At 69.1% G+C, this 18,844-nt stretch carries 16 protein-coding genes and 1 riboswitch; of the genes, 7 read left to right on the top strand and 9 right to left on the bottom strand.

From position 1 onward, the window contains the following. Window positions 1-9 precede the first annotated feature (9 nt). The 5 genes from B7K24_RS01320 to B7K24_RS01300 all read left to right on the top strand — a co-directional run bounded on the left by B7K24_RS01320 (window position 10) and on the right by B7K24_RS01300 (window position 5,660). Complete coding sequence (locus B7K24_RS01320) at window positions 10-1,419, top strand: ABC transporter substrate-binding protein (RefSeq protein WP_234986504.1); 1,410 nt, start codon at window positions 10-12, stop codon at window positions 1,417-1,419. 64 nt (window positions 1,420-1,483) lie between these two features. Then, on the top strand, window positions 1,484-2,419 hold the full coding sequence (locus tag B7K24_RS01315; protein ID WP_084128137.1) for a carbohydrate ABC transporter permease: 936 nt from the start codon (window positions 1,484-1,486) through the stop codon (window positions 2,417-2,419). Continuing rightward, window positions 2,416-3,420: a carbohydrate ABC transporter permease gene (locus B7K24_RS01310; protein ID WP_084128135.1), complete on the top strand. Its 1,005-nt coding sequence runs from the start codon at window positions 2,416-2,418 to the stop codon at window positions 3,418-3,420. The genes B7K24_RS01315 and B7K24_RS01310 overlap by 4 nt, the downstream gene beginning before the upstream one ends. Window positions 3,421-3,754: 334 nt before the next feature. Beyond that, on the top strand, window positions 3,755-5,035 hold the full coding sequence (locus tag B7K24_RS01305; RefSeq protein WP_234986503.1) for a multidrug effflux MFS transporter: 1,281 nt from the start codon (window positions 3,755-3,757) through the stop codon (window positions 5,033-5,035). A 22-nt stretch (window positions 5,036-5,057) separates the two neighbouring features. Continuing rightward, on the top strand, window positions 5,058-5,660 hold the full coding sequence (locus tag B7K24_RS01300) for a DJ-1/PfpI family protein (protein ID WP_084128131.1): 603 nt from the start codon (window positions 5,058-5,060) through the stop codon (window positions 5,658-5,660). A gap of 23 nt (window positions 5,661-5,683) precedes the next feature. On the opposite strand, the gene B7K24_RS01295 is transcribed toward B7K24_RS01300, so the two are convergent. After that, on the bottom strand, window positions 5,684-8,785 hold the full coding sequence (locus tag B7K24_RS01295; protein WP_084128130.1) for a sigma-70 family RNA polymerase sigma factor: 3,102 nt from the start codon (window positions 8,783-8,785) through the stop codon (window positions 5,684-5,686). 174 nt (window positions 8,786-8,959) lie between these two features. Here B7K24_RS01295 and B7K24_RS01290 point away from each other — a divergent pair, with 174 nt between their 5' ends. Continuing rightward, complete coding sequence (locus B7K24_RS01290; protein WP_084128128.1) at window positions 8,960-9,727, top strand: hypothetical protein; 768 nt, start codon at window positions 8,960-8,962, stop codon at window positions 9,725-9,727. 99 nt (window positions 9,728-9,826) lie between these two features. On the opposite strand, the gene B7K24_RS01285 is transcribed toward B7K24_RS01290, so the two are convergent. The 4 genes from B7K24_RS01285 to dnaK all read right to left on the bottom strand — a co-directional run bounded on the left by B7K24_RS01285 (window position 9,827) and on the right by dnaK (window position 13,777). After that, a complete protein-coding gene (locus B7K24_RS01285; protein ID WP_084128126.1) occupies window positions 9,827-10,243 on the bottom strand; it encodes a heat shock protein transcriptional repressor HspR in 417 nt (138 codons plus the stop codon). A 37-nt stretch (window positions 10,244-10,280) separates the two neighbouring features. Further along, a complete protein-coding gene (locus B7K24_RS01280) occupies window positions 10,281-11,246 on the bottom strand; it encodes a DnaJ C-terminal domain-containing protein (RefSeq protein WP_084128124.1) in 966 nt (321 codons plus the stop codon). A gap of 23 nt (window positions 11,247-11,269) precedes the next feature. Further along, window positions 11,270-11,839, bottom strand: coding sequence for a nucleotide exchange factor GrpE (locus B7K24_RS01275; RefSeq protein ID WP_084128122.1), 570 nt, complete (start codon window positions 11,837-11,839; stop codon window positions 11,270-11,272). A 66-nt stretch (window positions 11,840-11,905) separates the two neighbouring features. Beyond that, window positions 11,906-13,777 (bottom strand): molecular chaperone DnaK, encoded by a 1,872-nt coding sequence (gene dnaK / locus B7K24_RS01270; protein ID WP_084128120.1) that lies wholly within the window; start codon window positions 13,775-13,777, stop codon window positions 11,906-11,908. A 232-nt stretch (window positions 13,778-14,009) separates the two neighbouring features. On the opposite strand from dnaK, the gene B7K24_RS01265 reads away from it, so the two are divergent. Continuing rightward, window positions 14,010-14,483 (top strand): rhodanese-like domain-containing protein, encoded by a 474-nt coding sequence (locus B7K24_RS01265; protein ID WP_084128118.1) that lies wholly within the window; start codon window positions 14,010-14,012, stop codon window positions 14,481-14,483. Window positions 14,484-14,566: 83 nt separating this feature from the next. On the opposite strand, the gene B7K24_RS01260 is transcribed toward B7K24_RS01265, so the two are convergent. From B7K24_RS01260 to dcd, 4 genes are all read right to left on the bottom strand, one after another. Beyond that, entirely contained in the window at window positions 14,567-15,217 is a 651-nt protein-coding gene (locus B7K24_RS01260; protein WP_084128116.1) for an ABC transporter ATP-binding protein, read from the bottom strand. Continuing rightward, window positions 15,214-16,851, bottom strand: coding sequence for an iron ABC transporter permease (locus B7K24_RS01255; protein WP_084128114.1), 1,638 nt, complete (start codon window positions 16,849-16,851; stop codon window positions 15,214-15,216). The genes B7K24_RS01260 and B7K24_RS01255 overlap by 4 nt, the downstream gene beginning before the upstream one ends. Before the next feature lie 21 nt (window positions 16,852-16,872). Next, a complete protein-coding gene (locus B7K24_RS01250; RefSeq protein ID WP_084128112.1) occupies window positions 16,873-17,991 on the bottom strand; it encodes a thiamine ABC transporter substrate binding subunit in 1,119 nt (372 codons plus the stop codon). A gap of 21 nt (window positions 17,992-18,012) precedes the next feature. Further along, a riboswitch (TPP riboswitch) is annotated at window positions 18,013-18,130 on the bottom strand. 40 nt (window positions 18,131-18,170) lie between these two features. Further along, the gene (gene dcd, locus B7K24_RS01245; protein ID WP_084128110.1) at window positions 18,171-18,743 is read right to left on the bottom strand and encodes a dCTP deaminase; all 573 of its coding nucleotides are present in this window, start codon (window positions 18,741-18,743) and stop codon (window positions 18,171-18,173) included. Window positions 18,744-18,844 lie beyond the last annotated feature (101 nt).

Below are 18,844 nucleotides of genomic sequence, written 5' to 3'. Positions count from 1 at the left end.
CCAAGGAGAATGACAATGATGTCGATCGGCCGCAGGACCGCCGCGGTGGGTGCCACACTCGCCGCGAGCGCCATGCTCGTTACCGCCTGCTCATCGGACGGTGACCCAGACACGACGCCCACCTCGGGAGGCTCCGCTGAGGCCGCCTCGGGCACCATCGAACTGCGCGTGGCGACCTTCCCGCCCGGCGCGGACGAGGCAGCCTACGAGGCCTTCGCCACGCAGGAGGCGCAGTTCGAGGAGGCGAACCCGGACATCGACGTCATCGGCGTCGAGTACGAATGGACCGGACCCACCTTCGCCGTGCAGCTCGCGGGAGGGAGCCTCCCGGACGTCTTCACGGTCCCCTTCACTGACTCCAAGACCCTGCTGGAGAACGGCCAGCTCATGGATGTGACCGCAGAGGTCGACGCGCTGGGCTACTCCGACAGGTTCAACCCGATCATCCTCGACGGCGTGACCGACGCGGACGGCAACATCTTCGGCTTCCCGCGTCAGGCCTACGCCATGGGGCTTCACTACAACCGGGACCTGTTCGAAGCGGCCGGGTTGGACCCCGACAACCCACCCGCCACCTGGGACGAGGTCCGTGAGGCCGCCAAGGCGATTGCGGACACGACCGGCAAGGCCGGCTACTCCCAAATGGCGATCAACAACACCGGTGGCTGGCAGCTCACCGCACAGACCGTGTCGCGTGGCGGCCGCACCCAGGTCGACAACGGCGACGGAACCTACACGTCGAGCATCAGCAATGCCGGCACCAAGGCCACCCTCGAGTTCCTCCACGACGTCAAGTGGGAGGACAACGCTTTCGGCGCCAAGGTGGACCTCGACTGGGGGACCATCAACCAGGAGTTCGCCGCGGGCAACCTCGGCATGTTCACCTCCGGCTCCGACGTCTACACGGCCCTCGTCCGTGACTTCGGCATGGACCCCGACCAGTACGGACTGACCGTCATGCCCCTGGAGGGCGACGATCCCGGCACACTCGGCGGCGGCGACATTGCCGTGGTCAGCCCTACCGTCGACGAGAGCACCAAGGCTGCCGCCGTGAAGTGGATCGACTGGTACTACATGCAGAAGCTCATGAACGAGGACGCCGCCAAGGCGGATGCGCAGGCGCTCGCCGATTCCGGGCAGGCCGTGGGCACTCCCGTGCTTCCGGTCCTGTCCCGCGAGCTCTACGACGAGTCGCAGCAGTGGATCGCCGAGTTCGTCAACGTGCCCCAGGAGCAGATGACCCCGTTCACCGAGAACATCTGGGACCAGACCCCCGTGGGTGAGCCCAAGGGCAAGACTCAGGAGATCTACGCGCTGCTCGACCCCGTGGTGCAGGCGGTCCTGACCGATGAGTCAGCCGACATCGACGCGCTCCTGACCCAGGCCGACCAGGACGCCCAGGCACTGCTCGACCAGTAACGCCGCACGGACGGCCGGGGCGCACCCACGCCCCGGCCGTCCGAGCCTCACCTCAAGGAGTGGCATGACCACCACGCAGGCACCCGCCGCGACGGCGCGACGGCGCCGCACCCCGCGCACCTGGGTCAAGAACGGAGGGCTGACGGCCCTCGCCTTCGCGCTGCCGATGATCCTCATCTTCACCGTGTTCAGCTGGGGGCCCATCGTGCGGTCCGTCGTCATGAGCTTCCAGAAGACGAACCTCCTCCAGCCCGCGGAATTCGTGGGCTTCGACAACTTCATCGCCGTCCTGAACGACCCCCTGCTCGGCACCGCGGTGCTCAATACGCTCTACTTTGCGGCCCTCGCGCTCGTCATGGGTTTCCCCATCCCCATCCTCATGGCCGTCCTCATGAGCGAGGTGCGACGCGGCAAGGGGATCTACTCCGCGCTCGCGTACCTGCCCGTGGTGGTGCCGCCCGTGGTCGCGGTGCTGCTGTGGAAGGTGTTCTACGACGCCTCGCCCAACGGCGTGTTAAATACCGTGCTGGGGTGGGTGGGCATCGGCCCTCAACCGTGGCTCCAGAGCCAGGCCCAGGCCATGCCGTCACTCGTCATCGAGGCCACCTGGGCCGCCGCGGGCGGCTCGATCATCATCTACCTCGCGGCGCTGCTAGCCGTCCCCCCGGAGCTCTACGACGCGGCGGAGGTCGACGGCGCCAGCATCTGGCGCAAGGCCTGGCACGTGACGCTGCCGCAGCTGCGCGGGGTGATCTTCGTGATGCTGATCCTGCAGATCCTCGCGACCGCGCAGATTTTCCTTGAACCTTTCCTCTTCACCGGCGGTGGACCCGTCAACTCCACCACCACGGTGCTGCTGCTCATCTACCGCTATGCCTTCCAGAACTCGCTCGGCGGCAACTACGGCATGGCCACGGCGCTATCCGTGATGCTCGCCATCTTCCTAGCGCTGCTGTCCTGGATCTACTTCCGCCTCACCGCCCGTTGGAGCACCTCATGACCACCGAAACGACCACCCCTGCGGCGCAGCGCGCCGGCTCGGCGGCACTCGCAGGAGGCGTCGACACGCGGCGCTCACGGCCGCTGCGGTGGCGCAAGCGTCGAGGCCCGATGATCGAGGACTCGCGCGGCATCGTGTCCGAAACGGACCTCCGCCAGCCGCGCGTGCGTCGCGGGATGCGAGTGGTGCACGTGTTCCTGTCGGTAACACTGGTGCTCGCGGGGCTCGGACCCCTGCTCTGGCTCGCCAAGGCGGCTGTGACCCCCACCCAGGACACGCTGCGAGAGCCGTTCGCGCTGTGGCCGAATGGCATCGACTGGGCAAACCTCTCGACCGCGTGGAACGACATCCACATCGACCAGTACTTCTTCAACACGGTCGTCATCGCGCTGGGCGCGTGGGTGTTCCAGATGCTGATCGCCACCACCGGTGCCTACACGCTGTCCGTTCTCAAGCCTCGCTACCACCGGGTGCTGGGTTCGCTGGTGCTCGCGACGCTGTTCATCCCTTCGGTCGTGCTCTTGGTGCCGCTCTACCTCACCGTGGTGAGCCCACCGTTCCTCGGGCGCGACTACTCGCTCCTGAACAATTACCTTGCGGTTTGGCTGCCGATGGCCGCGAATGCCTTCAACATCCTGCTCGTCAAGCGGTTCTTCGACAATCTCCCACGCGAGGTTATCGAGGCGGCACAGACTGACGGCGCGGGACCTTTCCGGCTGTTCTGGTCCATCATCCTGCCGATGTCGAAGCCCATCCTCGGCGTGGTGTCGGTCTTCGCCGTGATTGCAGCCTGGAAGGACTTCCTGTGGCCGCTCCTCGTGCTCCCCGACCCGGCGGTGCAACCGCTCTCGGTGCGGCTCCCCGCAGTCCAGTCGCAGACCGAGCTGGATGTCTTCCTTGCGGCGCTCGCGATAGCGACCATCATCCCGGTAGTGATGTTCCTGCTGTTCCAGAGGGTATTTCTGCGCTCGGCGGGCCTGGGAGGCGCGGTCAAGGGCTGACCGTCGCCGCCGCGCGACCTCGTGCCGCTCAACACACACGTGGGACGGGCGTGCGCCGTGGGGTCGGTGTGAACTCACACGGGCCTCAGCCGTCGCATGGGCCCCAGCCGTGTGTTGAGCGGTACGGGAAAGCCCGCGCCGCAGCATGGAGACGCCCACAACACCCCACCCCAACACGAGGCAAAGCCCACGTAGGGTGTTTTTTTACCGGCTGGTAGGAATAGACTGGCTGCGTCGGAGTTGTACTCGAGTGGCGCCCACCCCCGGAGCTGCCTTCGCAGACTGCCTTCGACGCCCGCCACCGCTGACCCCCTCTTGGAAAGTTGTCTTTGTCGTGTCTTCCGACGTCCACGCCCGCAACTACGTTGCCCCCACCGTTCCTGTCGACCCGTCGGTCGCGCAGACGCTTGGACAGACCCTGACGCGCCGCGACAAGCTCAAGTACATCCTCATCCTGGGCGCACTCGTCGCCCTCGGACCGTTCACCGTCGACCTGTACCTGCCTGCGTTCCCCGAGGTGGCCGCGGATCTTCAGGCGAATGACGCCGCGATCCAGCTCACGCTGACGGCGACCATGATCGGCTTCGCGCTCGGCCAGCTCATCGTCGGCCCGCTGTCGGACGCCCTGGGCCGCCGCCGCCCGCTGCTGATTGCGACCGCTGTCCACATTGGTGCCTCGATTGCCGTGGCCTTCGCGCCCACCGTCGAGCTCGTGATGGCCGGTCGCGTGCTCCAGGGCATCGGCGCCGCGGGTGCTGGCGTCGTCGCCATGGCGATGGTGCGTGACCTGTTCGCGGGCCAGCGCCTCATCCGCATGCTTGCCAATATGGCGCTCGTGAGCGGTCTCGCACCGGTGGTGGCCCCGGTGATCGGCTCCCAGCTGCTCGCGATCATGCCGTGGCGCGGGATCTTCCTCGTCCTCGCCCTGTACGGCATCGCGATGATCGTCGTCGCGGCGTTCCTCATGGTGGAGACTCGGCCCGCGCAGCAGCGCGGCACGTTCGAGGCCGCCGTCGTCGCCCGTCGCTACGGCCACCTGTTCCGCGACCGCGCCTTCGTGGGTATCGCGCTCGTGGGCGCGATGTCGTTCACCGCGCTGTTCGCGTACCTGTCCGCGTCGTCGTTCGTGCTCCAGGAGCAGTTCGGCCTGTCGGCCCAGCAGTACGGCCTCGTGTTCGGCATGAACTCGATCGGCCTGGTGCTGTGCAACCAGGCGTCCGCCCGCCTCATGCGTGTCCTTGCGCCGCGGACCGTCACCACTGGTGGTCTCGCCGTCCAGTCGGCCGGCGCGCTCGCGCTGCTGACCGCGGGGCTGACCGACGCGGGAGTCGTCTGGGTGCTCGTGTCCCTGTTCTTCGTGGTCGCCCCGCTCGGCCTCATCATGCCGACGGTCCAGGTGACGGCTCTCGCGGGGCACGCTGAAGAGGCCGGGACCGCGGCGTCTCTCATCGGCGCACTCAACATGGGCGTGGCGGGCCTCGCGACCCCGCTCATCGGGCTTGGCGGTATCTCCGTCGCGTCCATGGGTATCGTCGCCGTCGGCGCCATGCTGCTCGCCCAGGCGGCCTTCTGGGTCATCGTGTTCCCGAAGGCCTCGACGGAGGTCGTGCGCTAATCGCGTGCCCTAGGGTGGCGCCATGACGCGCATCGGCATCTTGGTTTTCGACGGCTTCGACCTCATCGACGCCGGTGGTCCCTACGAGGTTTTCCTCACCGCCTCCCGCCTGCAAGAGCGCGCTGGGGGGACAGCCGGCTTCGAGGTCGTCCTGGTGAGCCCTGACGGGGCCGACGCCACCGCCTTCGGCGGTATGCGGCTGACGGGATTGACGTCGGCCGATGCCGTGGGCCCCTGTGACGTCGTCGTCGTCCCCGGGACGATCGACGTCGGTAAGGCGACGGCCGATGCGTCCCTGGCGCGCGCCGTCGGCCTCCTCGCCGATGGGGCAGGGCTCACCACATCGGTGTGCACGGGGTCCTTCCTGCTTGCACGCGCGGGTCTTCTCTCCGGGCTCCCGGCGACCACGCACTGGGAGGACGTCGCCGATCTCGCACGCGAGGCGGTGGCCGATGCCGTGGCCGGCGTCCGTTGGGTCGACGCTGGCGATGTGATCACCAGCGGCGGCCTCACCTCGGGCATGCACATGGCCCTCCACGTGGTGGCCCGCGTGGCGGGCGAGGGCCTCGCGCACGCGACCGCGCGCCAGCTCGACATGGACTGGAGCGCCACGCCGGAGCGCTAATCGCTCGTTCAGGCGGTGCGCGCTCAGCGCTTGGTCGAGGTCTGCACCACCACGGTGCCGATGAGGAAGTCGTCGCCGGTGGAGCGCTGCCCGGCGTCGAGGGAGTCGTCGGCGTGCTCGTCAGCGGCGGTCGTCGTCACCTTGAGCGTGTGGGCGCCCTGCTGTGCCCACACGGTCTCGAACGGCTTCGCATCGATGCCCAGGGTGTTCGCGTAGAGGCCGCCGAACGCGGTCGAGTCGCCGGCGTTGCCCGAGTCTCCCGTGCCGCGCTCGCGCTCGGGCCTGAGTGGCGACCAGTCGAGCGCCATGCGGTCGTTGATGAAGCCGCGGTCGGTCTCGTAGGCGGTCCACGAGGCCGTCACATAGCGAGCCTCGTCCAGGCGGAATGGGAGCGTGACGGGAGTGGACTCGGACGCCCAGTGCGGTCCCTCGAACACGGTGACGGACGAGCTCTCCGGCGCTGTTGGGTCGTCGTAGATGACGGTGAGGGTGAAGCCGCCGTAGAGGTTGAAGCCCAGGGGTGAACTGCTGAGCGCGATGTCGGCGACGTTATACGAACCCCCGCCCGTGACGAGGTCCGTGACGTCCGCGCGTGACAGGTAGTAGTGCCACAAGGAACGGGTAAACGACCGGGTCGTGTCTGCCATGACGTCGACGTAGTCGCCTCCGGGCACGCGCAGCCGGGCCGTTTCCGTGTCACCTGACCAGTTGGTAAGGACCCGGCGGTTCGCGGACCACTCAAGCGTGGCGCTCATGACCGTCGCACCCGCAGGCAGGTCCAGGGTGGTGGTGCCGGAGGCGTACTCGCCACCCGCATCATTCAGCGGCACCATCGCGTAGGCGTTGTTGTTGTACTTTGCCTGGTCGCCGTTGGCGGTCTGGCTCATGACGTTCTTGCAGTATCGGTGCGGGTCAAAGACTTCGGAGCAGCCCATGAGGGTCGCGCCCACCTGGGTGGCTCCCACCCCGCCGGTGGAACCGTATCCGGCCGGCAGGTCCGTGATGCCGGTGGCGACCGAGTATGAGACGTGCTGTGCGCCAGCGTCGACCGTAAACGTCGTCGTCGCGTCGTCCGCGAGGCTGTCCGTCAGCAGGGTCACATCCATGTCGAGGCTGGCGCCGGTGCCAGCGCCGACGGAGTCGATGGCGCACGTAAGGACGCGGCTATCCCCGCTGAGGGTGCACTCCCACTCGTCGAGAGTGAATGGCTCCTGCGTCACGCGAGCCATCTGCTGGCTCCATACGTGCTGCTGTGGAGCGGAGAAGCCTGAGGCGCCTCCGGGGGCGGCGAAGGTGAGTCCCGCTGGAAGGGCGATGGAAGCCGTGACGTCCGCTGCGTCGCCGTCGCCGTCGTTGCTCAGGTCGAGCGTCATTTCGGGATTCGAACGCGTCAGCGCAAGGTATGACGTCGGCGACTCCGCGATGGTGAGGCGGCTGGTGCCGGTGGTCCCGCCGCCCGGATCGGTGGTGCCACCAGGGTCGGTGTCACCTCCCGTGTCGGTACCGCTTCCGGTGTCCGTGTCGCCCCCGGGGTCGGTACTACCGTCTGGCGTCGCGGAGCCGTCGCCATCAGTCGAGCCGCTCGTACCTGTGTCCGTACCGCTTCCCACATCGGTGCCCGCGCCCGGGTCAGTGTCGTCGTCTGTGCCAGTCGCCGGCGTCTCACTGCCCGTGTCGGTGCCATGGGCCCCGCCCGTGGCGCTTCCATCCGGCTCAGTGGTGCCTGGCTCAGTCGTGTCCGGCTCGCCATCGTCGCCGCTGGTACGCGCGTCCGTCGGATTGGAGCCAGCGCCGGTCGATCCTCCGGGTGCCGAAGTACCCCCTGCGGCTGCGGCTGCGGTCCCCGTCGCAGCCGCGGTCGACGAGGCGGTGACGGGCGCGACGCGTGCGCGCGGACCGACCTCACTCGCGCCGCCCGCGGCCTCGAGGTCAGCCGTAGCGCCGTCGGCGCCCGCCGCGTCGCTGGTGTCCACCACATCGTCGGACCCCGCGGTGCCGCCACTGCCGGACTCGTTCGACGGCGCGCCGTCGCCGAGGTTCGCGCGACCTTCCGTCGTAGCGGCGTCGTCGTTGCCGTCGAGCAGGTCGCCGAAGAAGTTCACTCCCGCGACGGTGAGGGCCACGGCTCCGAACGCCGCTGCCGTCGGCACCGCAATCTTGGCGAAGATGCCCACGGCCCCGAGCGTGCCAAGCCCGCCCAGCATGCCGGTTCCTGCGGCCGCCGCACCCGATGCCGCTCCGCCCGCACCGGTAGCGGCCGCCCCTGAGCCCGAGGCCGCCGCGCCCGACGCTCCCGAGCCGAATGCCCCACCCACCGGAAGGCCGCCCTCGAGAGCGCCGACACCGATGAAGCCCATGAACAGGGGCGCGATGATGCCACGCAGTCCGCGGTTGACGTCCTCGAGTTCGAGGACGAGGGCGGTGCAGCGCTCGCAGTCCTTCACGTGGGCGTCGATACGTGTGTGCTCACGCTTCGACAGGCCTCCCCGGACGTAGGCGCCTAGTTGTGCGTTCGCCTCCATGCAGCTGACCTCGACGGATGAGGACAAGTGCTGCTGGAGGTAGGCCTGGCGGAGGGCCTCGCGCGCGCGATAGGCGAGCGCGGCGACACCGTTGGCGCTGAGGCCCAGCAGGGGCGCGATCTCCTTCGGAGACTTCTTCTCGATCTCCGTGTACCACAGCACCGCCTGCCACCGCTCGGGCAGCGAGTGGTAGGCGTCGGACACCATCGTCTCTTCGAAGCCCTGGAGTGCGGGTTCGTCGGACGAGGCCTCGTAGCCGAGCGCTGCCTCGTACGGTTCCATGCTGTCGCGCGGTCGGGTGCGGTTGGCCTTGTTGATGATGTCGAGTCCGGTGCGCCGCACGATCGTGAACAGGTAGGCGCGGAAGGCAAGATCTGGTCCGTCGCCGCGTTGCAGGGCGCGCAGGACTCGAGAGAAGGACTCGGAAACGACGTCGTCGATATCGGAGGTCGAGTTCGTGTACTGATAGGCGACCTTGCGTGCCGCGTCCACGTGGCGTTCGTAGAGCACACCGAAGGCGGCCGGGTCGCCGGCGCGTACGCCGGCGATCAGCTCAGGATCGCTGGACGTCTCCGTCCACAGAGCGATCGCCTCAGTTGTCATGGCCCTCAGTCCCGTTCATGGCGATAGTGGCCCCTATCGTCCCTGTGACCAGTGGTCAAAAGCAAGCGCAACGTGGCACCCGCCACACCGTCCATCGGCCGGTGCTTGAGGTGTGGCCAGAAAAATTCTTCGCAAGTCGCGTCATGATCGTCTGAGTCACCCCTCTCACGTGGCATGACCGACATCAGCACCCCAGGCGCCCCCGCCGCGGCGCTGCTGCGCTCGTGGCAATCCACGAGCGTGCAGACCGTGTGGCGCCGCCCGGGTGACTGGTACACGCCTGCGGCGGAGGCGCTCGTCGAGGCCCTCGACGCCCGCCTCGACACCGCACCGGCCGCCTTCCGCCTGGGCCAGGCACGCTCGGCCGTGGGCGTGGGGATCACCGAGGCGATCGATGACATGGCGGTGCTGTTCAAGGCTGCGGGTTTTGCCTCCGCACCGATTCGCACGCTGCGCGCGTTGTGCGAGGGATGGACCGAGGGGGACTCGGCCGCGAGCGTCGCACCCGCGATGACGGACGCGGAATCGGGTCTGGGGACTCCCGAGTACCTCGTGCAGCGTCTGGCCGAGGTGTATGGCGACGCGATGCGGTGGGGAACCTCGGTGCCGACCACCCACGCGCTCGTGATGGTGGATGTCAGCCTCGACAGCGATGACCCGTGGCAGCGCATGGCGCGCAACGCGACCATCGGCGAGGCCCTGCGCTCCGCCTACGGTCCCGGCCACCCGATCGCGCGGTTGGGGGACGGCCTGTACGCGGTGCTCATCCTTCGTGACGCGCAACTGGGAGAGTCGCTCGCGATGCTGCGCGACCACATCATTCAGCGCTCCGTGGCAACACAGGTCGGCAATCTCACGCGCCAGCCGGCGCGGTTATGGGTGGAGTCGCTTCCGACCACCCACTCCTACGCCCAAGAGTTGGTGGATTCACTCCAACGCTGAGGGGAGGCAGGGGGCCGGGGCCCGGTACCGAGCTGAGGGCGGTACCGGGCCCCGCGTTTTCCTCGGACTGCCGGCGCACCCAGGCATGGCATCGGCCTTCTACTCGCCGAAGCCGCCTCGCCACACCACGAGCGAGCGTCCCTCGTCGCGCGAGGCGCGGCGACCGCGCTCGACGATCACGACGGAGCCGGTGGGGCCGGTGGTGAAGATGCGCGAGCCCACGTCGGCACGCGGGCGCAGCTTCTCCACCTCGGCCTCGAGACGGTCCACGCGGTGCTGGAGCAACAGGATGCGCTTGATGCCGGCGAGGTTGATGCCCTCGTCCTGACTCATGCGTTGAATCTCACGCAGGGTCGCCACGTCCCGTAGCGAATAGCGGCGTCCGCCGCCGGGACGCCGGCGCGGTACGACGAGGCCCAGGCGGTCGTACTGGCGAAGCGTCTGGGCGTGCATTCCGGCGAGCTCCGCGGCGGCGGAGATGAGGAAGACGGGCTCGTCCACGTCGGGGCGTTCCATGCGTCCTCCTTTCAGGCTCTCGTGAAAGAGTCTCTCGCTACTTGGCCGCGTCGTCGTAGAGGCTCGAGCGCGGGTCGTGCGACGCATCGGCCAGTGCGAAGGCCTGCAGGGCCTCCTTGGCCTTGCGGCTGAGCTTGCTGGGCACCGCGACCTGGACGGTGACGAGGAGGTCACCGGTGCCCTGCTTGGTGGTGATACCGCGGCCCTTGACGCGCAGCGTGGTGCCCGAGTTGGTGCCCGCGGCGACCTTCACCTTGACCCGGTCGCCGTCGAGCGTGGGTACCTCGACGGTCGCGCCCAGCGCCGCCTCGTCGAAGGTCACGGGGAGGTTCATGCGCAGGTTCTTGCCGTCAGCGGTGAAGACCGGGTGCTTGCCTACGCGCACGGTGAGGATGAGGTCGCCGGCGGGCCCACCGTGGGTGCCGGGGCGGCCCTTGCCCGCGATGCGGATCTTCTGCCCGTCGGTGACGCCCGCGGGCAGGCGGGTCTTCACGGTGCCCGTGGAGGTGCGCAGCGTGATGGTGTCGCCGAATGCCGCCTGGCGGAACGACACCTCCGTCGCCGCGGCCACGTCGGAGCCCTTCTGAGGCCCGCGCTGGAAGCCGCCGCCACCGAACATGTTGGACAGCACGTCCTCGAACCCCTGCGCGCGGTACTGCTGACCGCCCGCACGGCTGGCGCCACCGCCACCGAACATCGACGAGAAGACGTCCTCGAAGCCGCCGTTGCCCGCGCCGCCGGCTCCCGCCTGGAAGCGCGGACCGCCGCCACCCATCGCGCGGATGGCGTCGTACTGCTGGCGCTGCTCCTTGTCGGACAGCACGCCGTAGGCCTCGCCCACGTCCTTGAACCGCTGCTCGGCGCTGGCGTCGCCGGGGTTGCGGTCGGGGTGCAGGTCGCGGGCGAGCCGACGGTAGGCCTTCTTGACGTCCTCGGGGGAGGCGTCCTTGGAGACGCCGAGCGTCGCGTAGAAGTCTTTGGTGAACCAGTCCTGACTGGACACGGGCGTCTCCTTCCTGGAGTGGGTTACTCGGGCTGGGCGACGATGACGCGCGCGGGGCGCACCACCCGATCGCCGATGCGGTGGCCGGGCTGGGCCACCAACTGGACCGTCGGGACGGTCACGTCGGCCGAGGGCTGCGAGGTGAGGGCCTCGTGAACCTGGGGGTCGAACTCGTCGCCGACGGCGCCGAAGCTCGACCAGCCGAGGCGTCCCAGGGACTCCTCGAGCTTCACGGCGATCGACGCGAACGGGCCCTCCGAGAGGTCACCGTGTTCACGCGCCGCGGCGATGTCGTCGAGGACGGGGATCAGCTGCTCGACCACCTTGGCGGTGTGTTGCGTCGCTGCGGCCTCGCGGTCGCGCTCCACGCGCTTGCGGTAGTTGACGAACTCGGCCTGGAGGCGCTGAAGGTCGGCGAAGTTCTCCTCCGCTCGGGCCTCGGCGCGGGCGAGGTCGGTGTCGAACTCGTCGCCCTCGGCGTCGGTCTCGGCCGTCTCCGACTCGGCACGCGCGGCCTCGTCGTTGATGATCGACTCGGCCTCGGCCAGGGGGTCCTGGTCGTCGCGCTCGGGCTGGGGGTTGGTGTCAGTCATGTCACGCCTTCCGTGAGCGACCGCGGCGGGCGACCGAACGCATCGGCCGCCCGCCCACGGGGTTCGCTACTTTTTGTCGTTTTCGTCGTCGACGATCTCGGCGTCCACGACGTCGTCGTCCTGCGACTCGGTGGCGTTGTCGGCGGAGCCATCGGCGGGAGCCTCGCCCGCCTCGGCCTCGGCGGCCTGGGCCGCGTAGACGGCCTCGCCGATCTTCTGCGCCTTCTCGACCAGCACGTCGTGCTTGGCCTTGATGTCGTCGACATCGTCGCCCTCGAGTGCCGTCTTCACGTCGGCGATCGCGGTCTTGACGTCGTCGGCCACCTCGGCGGGAACCTTGTCCTCGTTCTCGGACAGGATCTTCTCGGTCGAGTAGGCGAAGGTCTCCGCGTTGTTGCGGGTGTCCTGGTCCTCGCGACGCTTCTTGTCCTCGGCCTCGTGCTCCTCGGCGTCCTTGATCATCTGCTCGATGTCGTCCTTGGACAGGGCCGAGCCGCCGGTGACGGTGATCGACTGCTCCTTGCCGGTGCCACGGTCCTTGGCGCCCACGTGCACAATGCCGTTGGCGTCGATGTCGAACGTGACCTCGATCTGCGGCACGCCGCGGGGGGCCGGCGCGATGCCGCCCAGCTCGAAGGTGCCCAGCAGCTTGTTGTCGCGGGCGAACTGGCGCTCACCCTGGTAGACCTGCACCAGCACGGAGGGCTGGTTGTCCTCGGCGGTCGAGAAGACCTCCGACGACTTCGTGGGGATCGCGGTGTTGCGCTCGATCAGCGTGGTCATCACGCCGCCCTTGGTCTCGATGCCGAGGCTCAGCGGGGTGACGTCGATAAGCAGGACGTCCTTGCGCTCACCCGAGATGACACCGGCCTGGAGGGCGGCGCCGACGGCGACGACCTCGTCCGGGTTCACGCCCTTGTTGGGCTCCCGGCCGCCCGTGAGCTCCTTGACGACGTCGGTGACCGCGGGCATGCGGGTCGAACCGCCGACGAGGACCACGTGGTCGATCTGCGACAGCTGGATGCCGGCGTCCTTGATGACCTGGTGGAACGGCGCCTTGGTGCGCTCGATGAGGTCCGAGGTCATCTGCTGGAACTGCGCACGGGTGAGGCGGGTGTCCAGGTGGACCGGGCCGTTCTCGCCGATGCTCAGGTACTGCAGCGAGATGTTGGTGCTGGTCGCGCTCGACAGCTCCTTCTTGGCCTGCTCCGAGGCCTCGCGCAGACGCTGGACGGCGGCCTTGTCCTTGGACAGGTCCACGCCCTCGGTGTTCTTGACCTCCTTGATGAGGTGGTCGACGATGCGCTGGTCCCAGTCGTCGCCGCCCAGGCGGTTGTCACCGGCCGTGGCGCGCACCTGGATGGTCGAGAAGTCGTCCTCGTCCTTACCGACCTCGAGGAGCGAGACGTCGAACGTGCCGCCACCCAGGTCGAAGACCAGGATGAGCTCGTCTTCCTTGCCCTTGTCCAGGCCGTAGGCGAGGGCCGCGGCGGTGGGCTCGTTGACGATGCGCTGGACCTTGAGGCCCGCAATCTCGCCGGCGTCCTTGGTGGCCTGGCGCTCGGCGTCGTTGAAGTACGCGGGGACCGTGATGACCGCCTCGGTCACCTTCTCGCCCAGGTACTCCTCGGCGTCGCGCTTGAGCTTGCCCAGGATGCGGGCCGAGATCTCCTGCGCGGTGTACTTCTTGTCGTCGATCTCCGTCGACCAGTCGGTGCCCATGTGGCGCTTGACCGAGGTGATCGTGCGGTCGACGTTGGTGACGGCCTGGCGCTTGGCGATCTCGCCCACCAGGACCTCGCCGGTCTTCGAGAACGCGACCACCGACGGGGTGGTGCGGGCGCCCTCGGCGTTCGCGATGACGGTGGGCTCGCCGCCCTCCAGGACGGTCACCACCGAGTTGGTGGTGCCGAGGTCGATACCGACTGCTCGTGCCATGAGATGTCCTCCTTGTGATGCGGCCGGGGCCGGGGCCCTGGCCTGAGTTGTCGCCGGCTCCATCGGAGTTGAGCCGCCTACGCTCAAGTATGCTCGCGGCGTCGCGGATGTCAAGCCGGCGCGGCAAAAGTTGAGTGAACTCTGCTCAACTCTTGCGTTTTGTGTTGCTGCGGCCGATGCCGGCGCCGGTTTTTCGCTGACAGGCACCAGGGTGCGGGGATAGGTTGGCGCCATGGCCGATGCTCCCGACACCTCCGCTGCCGCCGCACACTTTCGTGCGAAGCTCGCGTTCGAGACGGACCCGTCGGACGTGGCGCCCGCGGTCGGCTCCGGCGACTTTGTGCTGATTGACAGCCGCGACGAGCGCGCCTGGCGACAGGGCCACGCCCGCGGGGCCGTCCACATCGCCAAACCCGACATGCCGGAGCGTATTCCCTCGTATCCGCCGGGAACGCGGTTCGTCGTCTACTGCTGGGGGCCCGGCTGCAATGGCGCCACCCGCGCAGGGCTCATCATTTCCGAGCTCGGTTACGAGGTGAAGGAGATGATCGGCGGCTTCGAATATTGGGCTCGCGAGGGACTTCCCGTCGATGCGGTGACTCTCGACTCCGAGGGGCGCGAGGTCACGGTCGACGCGACGCGGACGCCCGATCCGCTCACGGCGCCGCTGTCGTCGACGGGCGCGCCGATCGCCTGCGCCTGCTGAGCCGCCGCAGCGTCCTGGGAGCCACTCGGCGCACGGTTTCGCGCGACAGCGGGCACTGCGTGGCTCGTACGACGGCAGCCGTGCTACTGGATCCGTCCCGCGCTCATGCGTAGCACGCGGGAGGCCATGGCCTCGGCCTCGGCGGGGTCGTGAGTGACGACGAGCGCGGCGGTGCCGGCCGCGTGCAGGATGTCGCGGACCTCGACGGCGAGTCGCGCGCGCAGGTCCGCGTCGAGTGAGGACAGCGGCTCGTCGAGGGCCAGGAGCTTGGGCCGCGGCGCGAGCGAACGGGCCAACGCCACGCGCTGACGCTGGCCCCCGGACAGCGCGGTGACGGCGCGCTGCCCATACCCGGCAAGCCCTACCATCTCGAGCAGCTCCTCGACTCGCGCGCGACGCTCTTCGCGCGCCACCCCGGCCATCTCGAGCCCAAACGCCACGTTGCGCGCCACCGAGCGGTGGGGGAAGAGCTGGCCGTCCTGGAAGACGAGACCGAATCCGCGACGGTGCACGGGCACTTCCGTCACGTCCTCGCCATCCCACCGCACGCGGCCCGCGGCGGGCTCCACGATTCCCACGATCGCGCCCAAGAGCGACGATTTGCCGCATCCCGAGGGACCCAGCAGCGCCACGGTCTCGCCGGGCGCGACGGTGAGAGACGCGCCGTCGACGGCCAGGACCGGGGGCGTGCCCGGGTACTCGACCCGGAGGTCCTCGACGGTCAGCCCGCTCATAGATCAGCTCCTACCTGCGTGCGCATGCGCTCGGACACCATCATGATGGCCGCGGTCATGACCGCCAGCACCACCGCGGCGGCGAAGGCCATGCCGATGTTTGCGATGCCCGGGCGTCCCAGCAGCCGATAGATGGCGGTGGGCAGTGTGGGCCGGTCGGGTCGCGCGACGAAGGTCGTCGCGCCAAACTCGCCCAGCGCGATCGCGAAGGCGAACCCGACCGCGAGCCCGAAGGCCCGGCGCAGCAGCACCCAGTCCACCCAGAGCCACACCCGCCATGGCGAGGCCCCCAGCGTCGCGGCCGCGGCCCGCAGGCGCGGGTCGATGGCCCGCGCGGCGGGCACGAGCGTGCGTACCACCAGCGGCAGCGCGACCACCGCTTGCGCCATCGGCACCAGCCACCACGACCCGCGCAGGTCGATGCCGAGGACGGGGCGGTTGAGCGTGAGCAGCATGCCCAGTCCGACCACCACGGCGGACACCCCCAGCGGCAGCATCACCACGGCGTCGAGCGCGCCGGAGCGGCGTGACCGCCGCGTCAACAGCGTCGCCACCAGCTGTCCCACGACGCATGCGACGGCGGCGGCGATCGCGGCGGTCACGAGCGAGTTGACCGCCGCCTGCGCCACGGTCACCGGTAGTACCGTGCGCCCCGGCTCCGAGAACAGCGCCACATAGTGGTCAATCCCATAGCCGTCGATGGTCCTGAGCGAGCGCTCGACCAGCGAGTACAGCGGGAGGGCCAGCAACAGGCCCAGGGTGAGGAGGGTCGGAAGGGCGACCCACGCATCGGCCCCCCGGAAGGGGCGCGTGCCGTCGAGGGCGCGCCCTCCTGCCACGCGCTCCCGGCGCCGCCTCGCCGCGGCCGAGAGCCACAGCGCGAGCGCCACGAACGCCATCTGAAGGATCGACAACACCGCCGCAGAGCGCAGGTCGAGGAACTGGTTGACCTGCAGGTAGATCTCGGTCTCGAGGGTGCGGACCCGCGTGCCGCCGAGTACCAGCACCACCCCGAACGCGGTGGCGCAGAACAAGAAGACTACGGAGGCGGCCGATGCGATGGCAGGCATGAGCGCCGGCACCGTGACGTGGGCGAACACCCGCCGGCGGTCGGCGCCCAGCGTCGCGGCTGCTGCCCCGAGCGACGGGTCCAGCCCGGCCCACGCGCCGCCCACCACGCGCACCACGACGGAGACGTTGTAGAACACCAGCGCCGCGACGATCGCGACGACGGACTGGTCGAGGTCAAGAAAGCCCAGCGGCCCCGAGCGGCCCAGCAGGGCAGAGAAGGCGGCCGCCACGACCACGGTCGGCAGCACGAACGGCACCGCCACGAGCGAACGCACGGTGAGCTGACCTCTCCATCTCAGCCGGTACAGGACATACGCGCAGGGCACCCCGAGCGCGACCGAGCCGGCCGTGCCCGCGAGGGCCAACCCGAGCGTGGTGACCACGGCATCGGCCGTCCGGCTCGAGGCGAGCACCGCCCAGGTGCCGGCGGCGTCAAAGCCGCCGTCGAAGAGGCCGTGGACCAGGACGGAGCCGAGCGGCCACAGGAAGAACAGGCCGAGGAACGCGAGCGGCACGGCCGCCAGCAGCCACCAGCTGAGGCTGCGGCGGGCGGCCAGGCTCATGTCGCGTTCCTCGTCCTGGGGTCAGTCGAGGACGATGGACGTCCACTCGGAGATGTACGCGTCGCGGTGCGCGGAGATCTCGGCGGGGTCTATGGTGTGGGGGGAGTCGGCCAGCGGGGCGTACTCGGCCCACGCCTCGGGTACGTCCACCGACGACGAGACGGGGTAGACGTACATGTTGTCCGGCACGCTTGCCTGGAACTCGTCCGAGAGCAGCCAGTCGATCACGGCCTCGCCGGCCGCGGGGTTCTCGGCTCCCTCGAGGACGCCCGCGTACTCCACCTGGCGGAAGCACGTGTCGAGCAGCGCGGCCGAGGTGGGCTCGCCGTCGGTCACCTCGGAGGGCGGGGACGAGGCGTAGGACAGCACCAGCGGGTAGTCGCCGCCGTAGTTGGGCACGGAGAAGTCGACGAAGTAGGTGTCGGACCAGGACGGGGTCACGCGCACGTCGTTCTCGCGTAGTGCCCGCCAGTAGTCCTGCCACCCGTCGCCGAACTCGTCGACCGTCGCCAGCAGCAGCGCGAGGCCGGGGGAGGACGTCGCGGGGTTGGTGACCGACAGGAGGCCCGCGTACTGCGGCTCGGAAAGGTCGCCCAGCCCGGTCGGGGTGTCCACGCCGTTGTCCTCGAACCACGCGATGTCATAGTTGAGGCACACGTCGGAATAGTCGATCGCGGTCAGGGCGTCCGAGCCGCTGATGGCGTACTCGGCGGCGTCGGCCGCCGCGGGCGCGCTCGAGGCGTAGTCCGCGAACACGCCCTCGTCGATTGCGCGGGAGGCGAACGTGTTGTCCACGCCGTAGACCACGTCGCCCAGCGGCGCGTCCTTGGTGAGGACCAGCTGATTGACCAGGGCGCCGGCGTCACCGGGCGCGGTGAACTCGACGGTGAGGCCGGTCTCCTCTTCGAAGGCGGCGAGCACCTCGTCGGGCACCGCGAACGAGTCGTGGGTGACGACCGTGACGCTCTGGCCGGCGAGGTCGGTGGCGGTGTCGCTGGCCGATGCCGTGGGCGACGCGGCCGTCTCGGCGGCGCTCGCGGTCGGGCTCGCCTCGGGGTCGGCGTCGTCGGCCGAGCAGGCGGCGAGGGTGAGGGTGGTCAGGGCGATGGCCCCATAGGTGGTGGCGCGCGTGATGCGCATCAATGCCTCCCATTGCTAGGAGGGGAACGAGTCTCGACTCCCTACGCCGGTATCACCCGGATCAGGTTCGAGGGTCTGCGGCGGTTCCGCACTCTCAGCGCTCTCATCCCGTGAGGGAAGCGCTCCCCTGTCGTGTCCGGCCAGCATAGCGCCGGCCAGTAGCGGCAGGAAACGGCCTGCTAGACGTCGATGCGGTGGAAGTTCTGGAAGCTCTTGGATGCCGTGGGCCCGCGCTGGCCGCGGTAGCGCGAGCCGTACGTTGAGGAGCCGTAGGGGTGCTCGGCGGGGGAGGACAGGCGGAAGAAGCACAACTGGCCGATCTTCATGCCCGGCCACAGGTTGATGGGCAGCGTCGCGGTGTTGGACAGCTCGAGCGTGACGTTGCCCTCGAAGCCGGGGTCGATGAAGCCCGCGGTCGAGTGGGTCAGCAGGCCCAGGCGCCCCAGCGAGGACTTGCCCTCGAGCCTGGCTGCGACGTCGTCGGGCAGCGTGACCGATTCGTACGTCGAGCCCAGCACGAACTCGCCCGGGTGGAGCACGAAAGGCCCCTCGGTGATGTCGACCAGGCGAGTCAGTTCAGGCTGATCGACGGACGGGTCGATGGCCGCGTACTTGTGGTTGTCGAACACCCGGAAGTAGCGGTCCAGCCGGACGTCCACCGACGACGGCTGAATCATGTCGGGGTCCCACGGGTCGAGGGCCACGCGGCCGGTCTCGATCTCGGCGCGGATGTCGCGGTCGCTGAGCAGCATGGGGCCAATCTAGCCCGCGTTTGCTCCGTACGGACGCGGCCGCGGCATCGGCCGCCTCAGGTCACAAAATCGAAACGTTTCGGCCAGCGACTCGCAACGTT

The organism is Demequina sp. NBRC 110055, from assembly GCF_002090135.1.
Classification (GTDB): Bacteria; Actinomycetota; Actinomycetes; order Actinomycetales; family Demequinaceae; genus Demequina.
This window is presented reverse-complemented; position numbering and strand designations above follow the sequence as displayed.

What these genes read in the sequence shown, in the direction of transcription:
- B7K24_RS01320 (WP_234986504.1), top strand. Translation starts at nt 10, where the DNA reads ATGACAATGATGTCGATCGGCCGCAGGACCGCCGCGGTGGGTGCCACA.
- B7K24_RS01255 (WP_084128114.1), bottom strand. Translation starts at nt 16,851, where the DNA reads ATGAGCCTGGCCGCCCGCCGCAGCCTCAGCTGGTGGCTGCTGGCGGCC.
- B7K24_RS01310 (WP_084128135.1), top strand. Translation starts at nt 2,416, where the DNA reads ATGACCACCGAAACGACCACCCCTGCGGCGCAGCGCGCCGGCTCGGCG.
- B7K24_RS01285 (WP_084128126.1), bottom strand. Translation starts at nt 10,243, where the DNA reads ATGGAACGCCCCGACGTGGACGAGCCCGTCTTCCTCATCTCCGCCGCC.
- B7K24_RS01275 (WP_084128122.1), bottom strand. Translation starts at nt 11,839, where the DNA reads ATGACTGACACCAACCCCCAGCCCGAGCGCGACGACCAGGACCCCCTG.
- B7K24_RS01300 (WP_084128131.1), top strand. Translation starts at nt 5,058, where the DNA reads ATGACGCGCATCGGCATCTTGGTTTTCGACGGCTTCGACCTCATCGAC.
- dnaK (WP_084128120.1), bottom strand. Translation starts at nt 13,777, where the DNA reads ATGGCACGAGCAGTCGGTATCGACCTCGGCACCACCAACTCGGTGGTG.
- B7K24_RS01260 (WP_084128116.1), bottom strand. Translation starts at nt 15,217, where the DNA reads ATGAGCGGGCTGACCGTCGAGGACCTCCGGGTCGAGTACCCGGGCACG.
- B7K24_RS01315 (WP_084128137.1), top strand. Translation starts at nt 1,484, where the DNA reads ATGACCACCACGCAGGCACCCGCCGCGACGGCGCGACGGCGCCGCACC.
- B7K24_RS01295 (WP_084128130.1), bottom strand. Translation starts at nt 8,785, where the DNA reads ATGACAACTGAGGCGATCGCTCTGTGGACGGAGACGTCCAGCGATCCT.
- B7K24_RS01290 (WP_084128128.1), top strand. Translation starts at nt 8,960, where the DNA reads ATGACCGACATCAGCACCCCAGGCGCCCCCGCCGCGGCGCTGCTGCGC.
- dcd (WP_084128110.1), bottom strand. Translation starts at nt 18,743, where the DNA reads ATGCTGCTCAGCGACCGCGACATCCGCGCCGAGATCGAGACCGGCCGC.
- B7K24_RS01250 (WP_084128112.1), bottom strand. Translation starts at nt 17,991, where the DNA reads ATGCGCATCACGCGCGCCACCACCTATGGGGCCATCGCCCTGACCACC.
- B7K24_RS01265 (WP_084128118.1), top strand. Translation starts at nt 14,010, where the DNA reads ATGGCCGATGCTCCCGACACCTCCGCTGCCGCCGCACACTTTCGTGCG.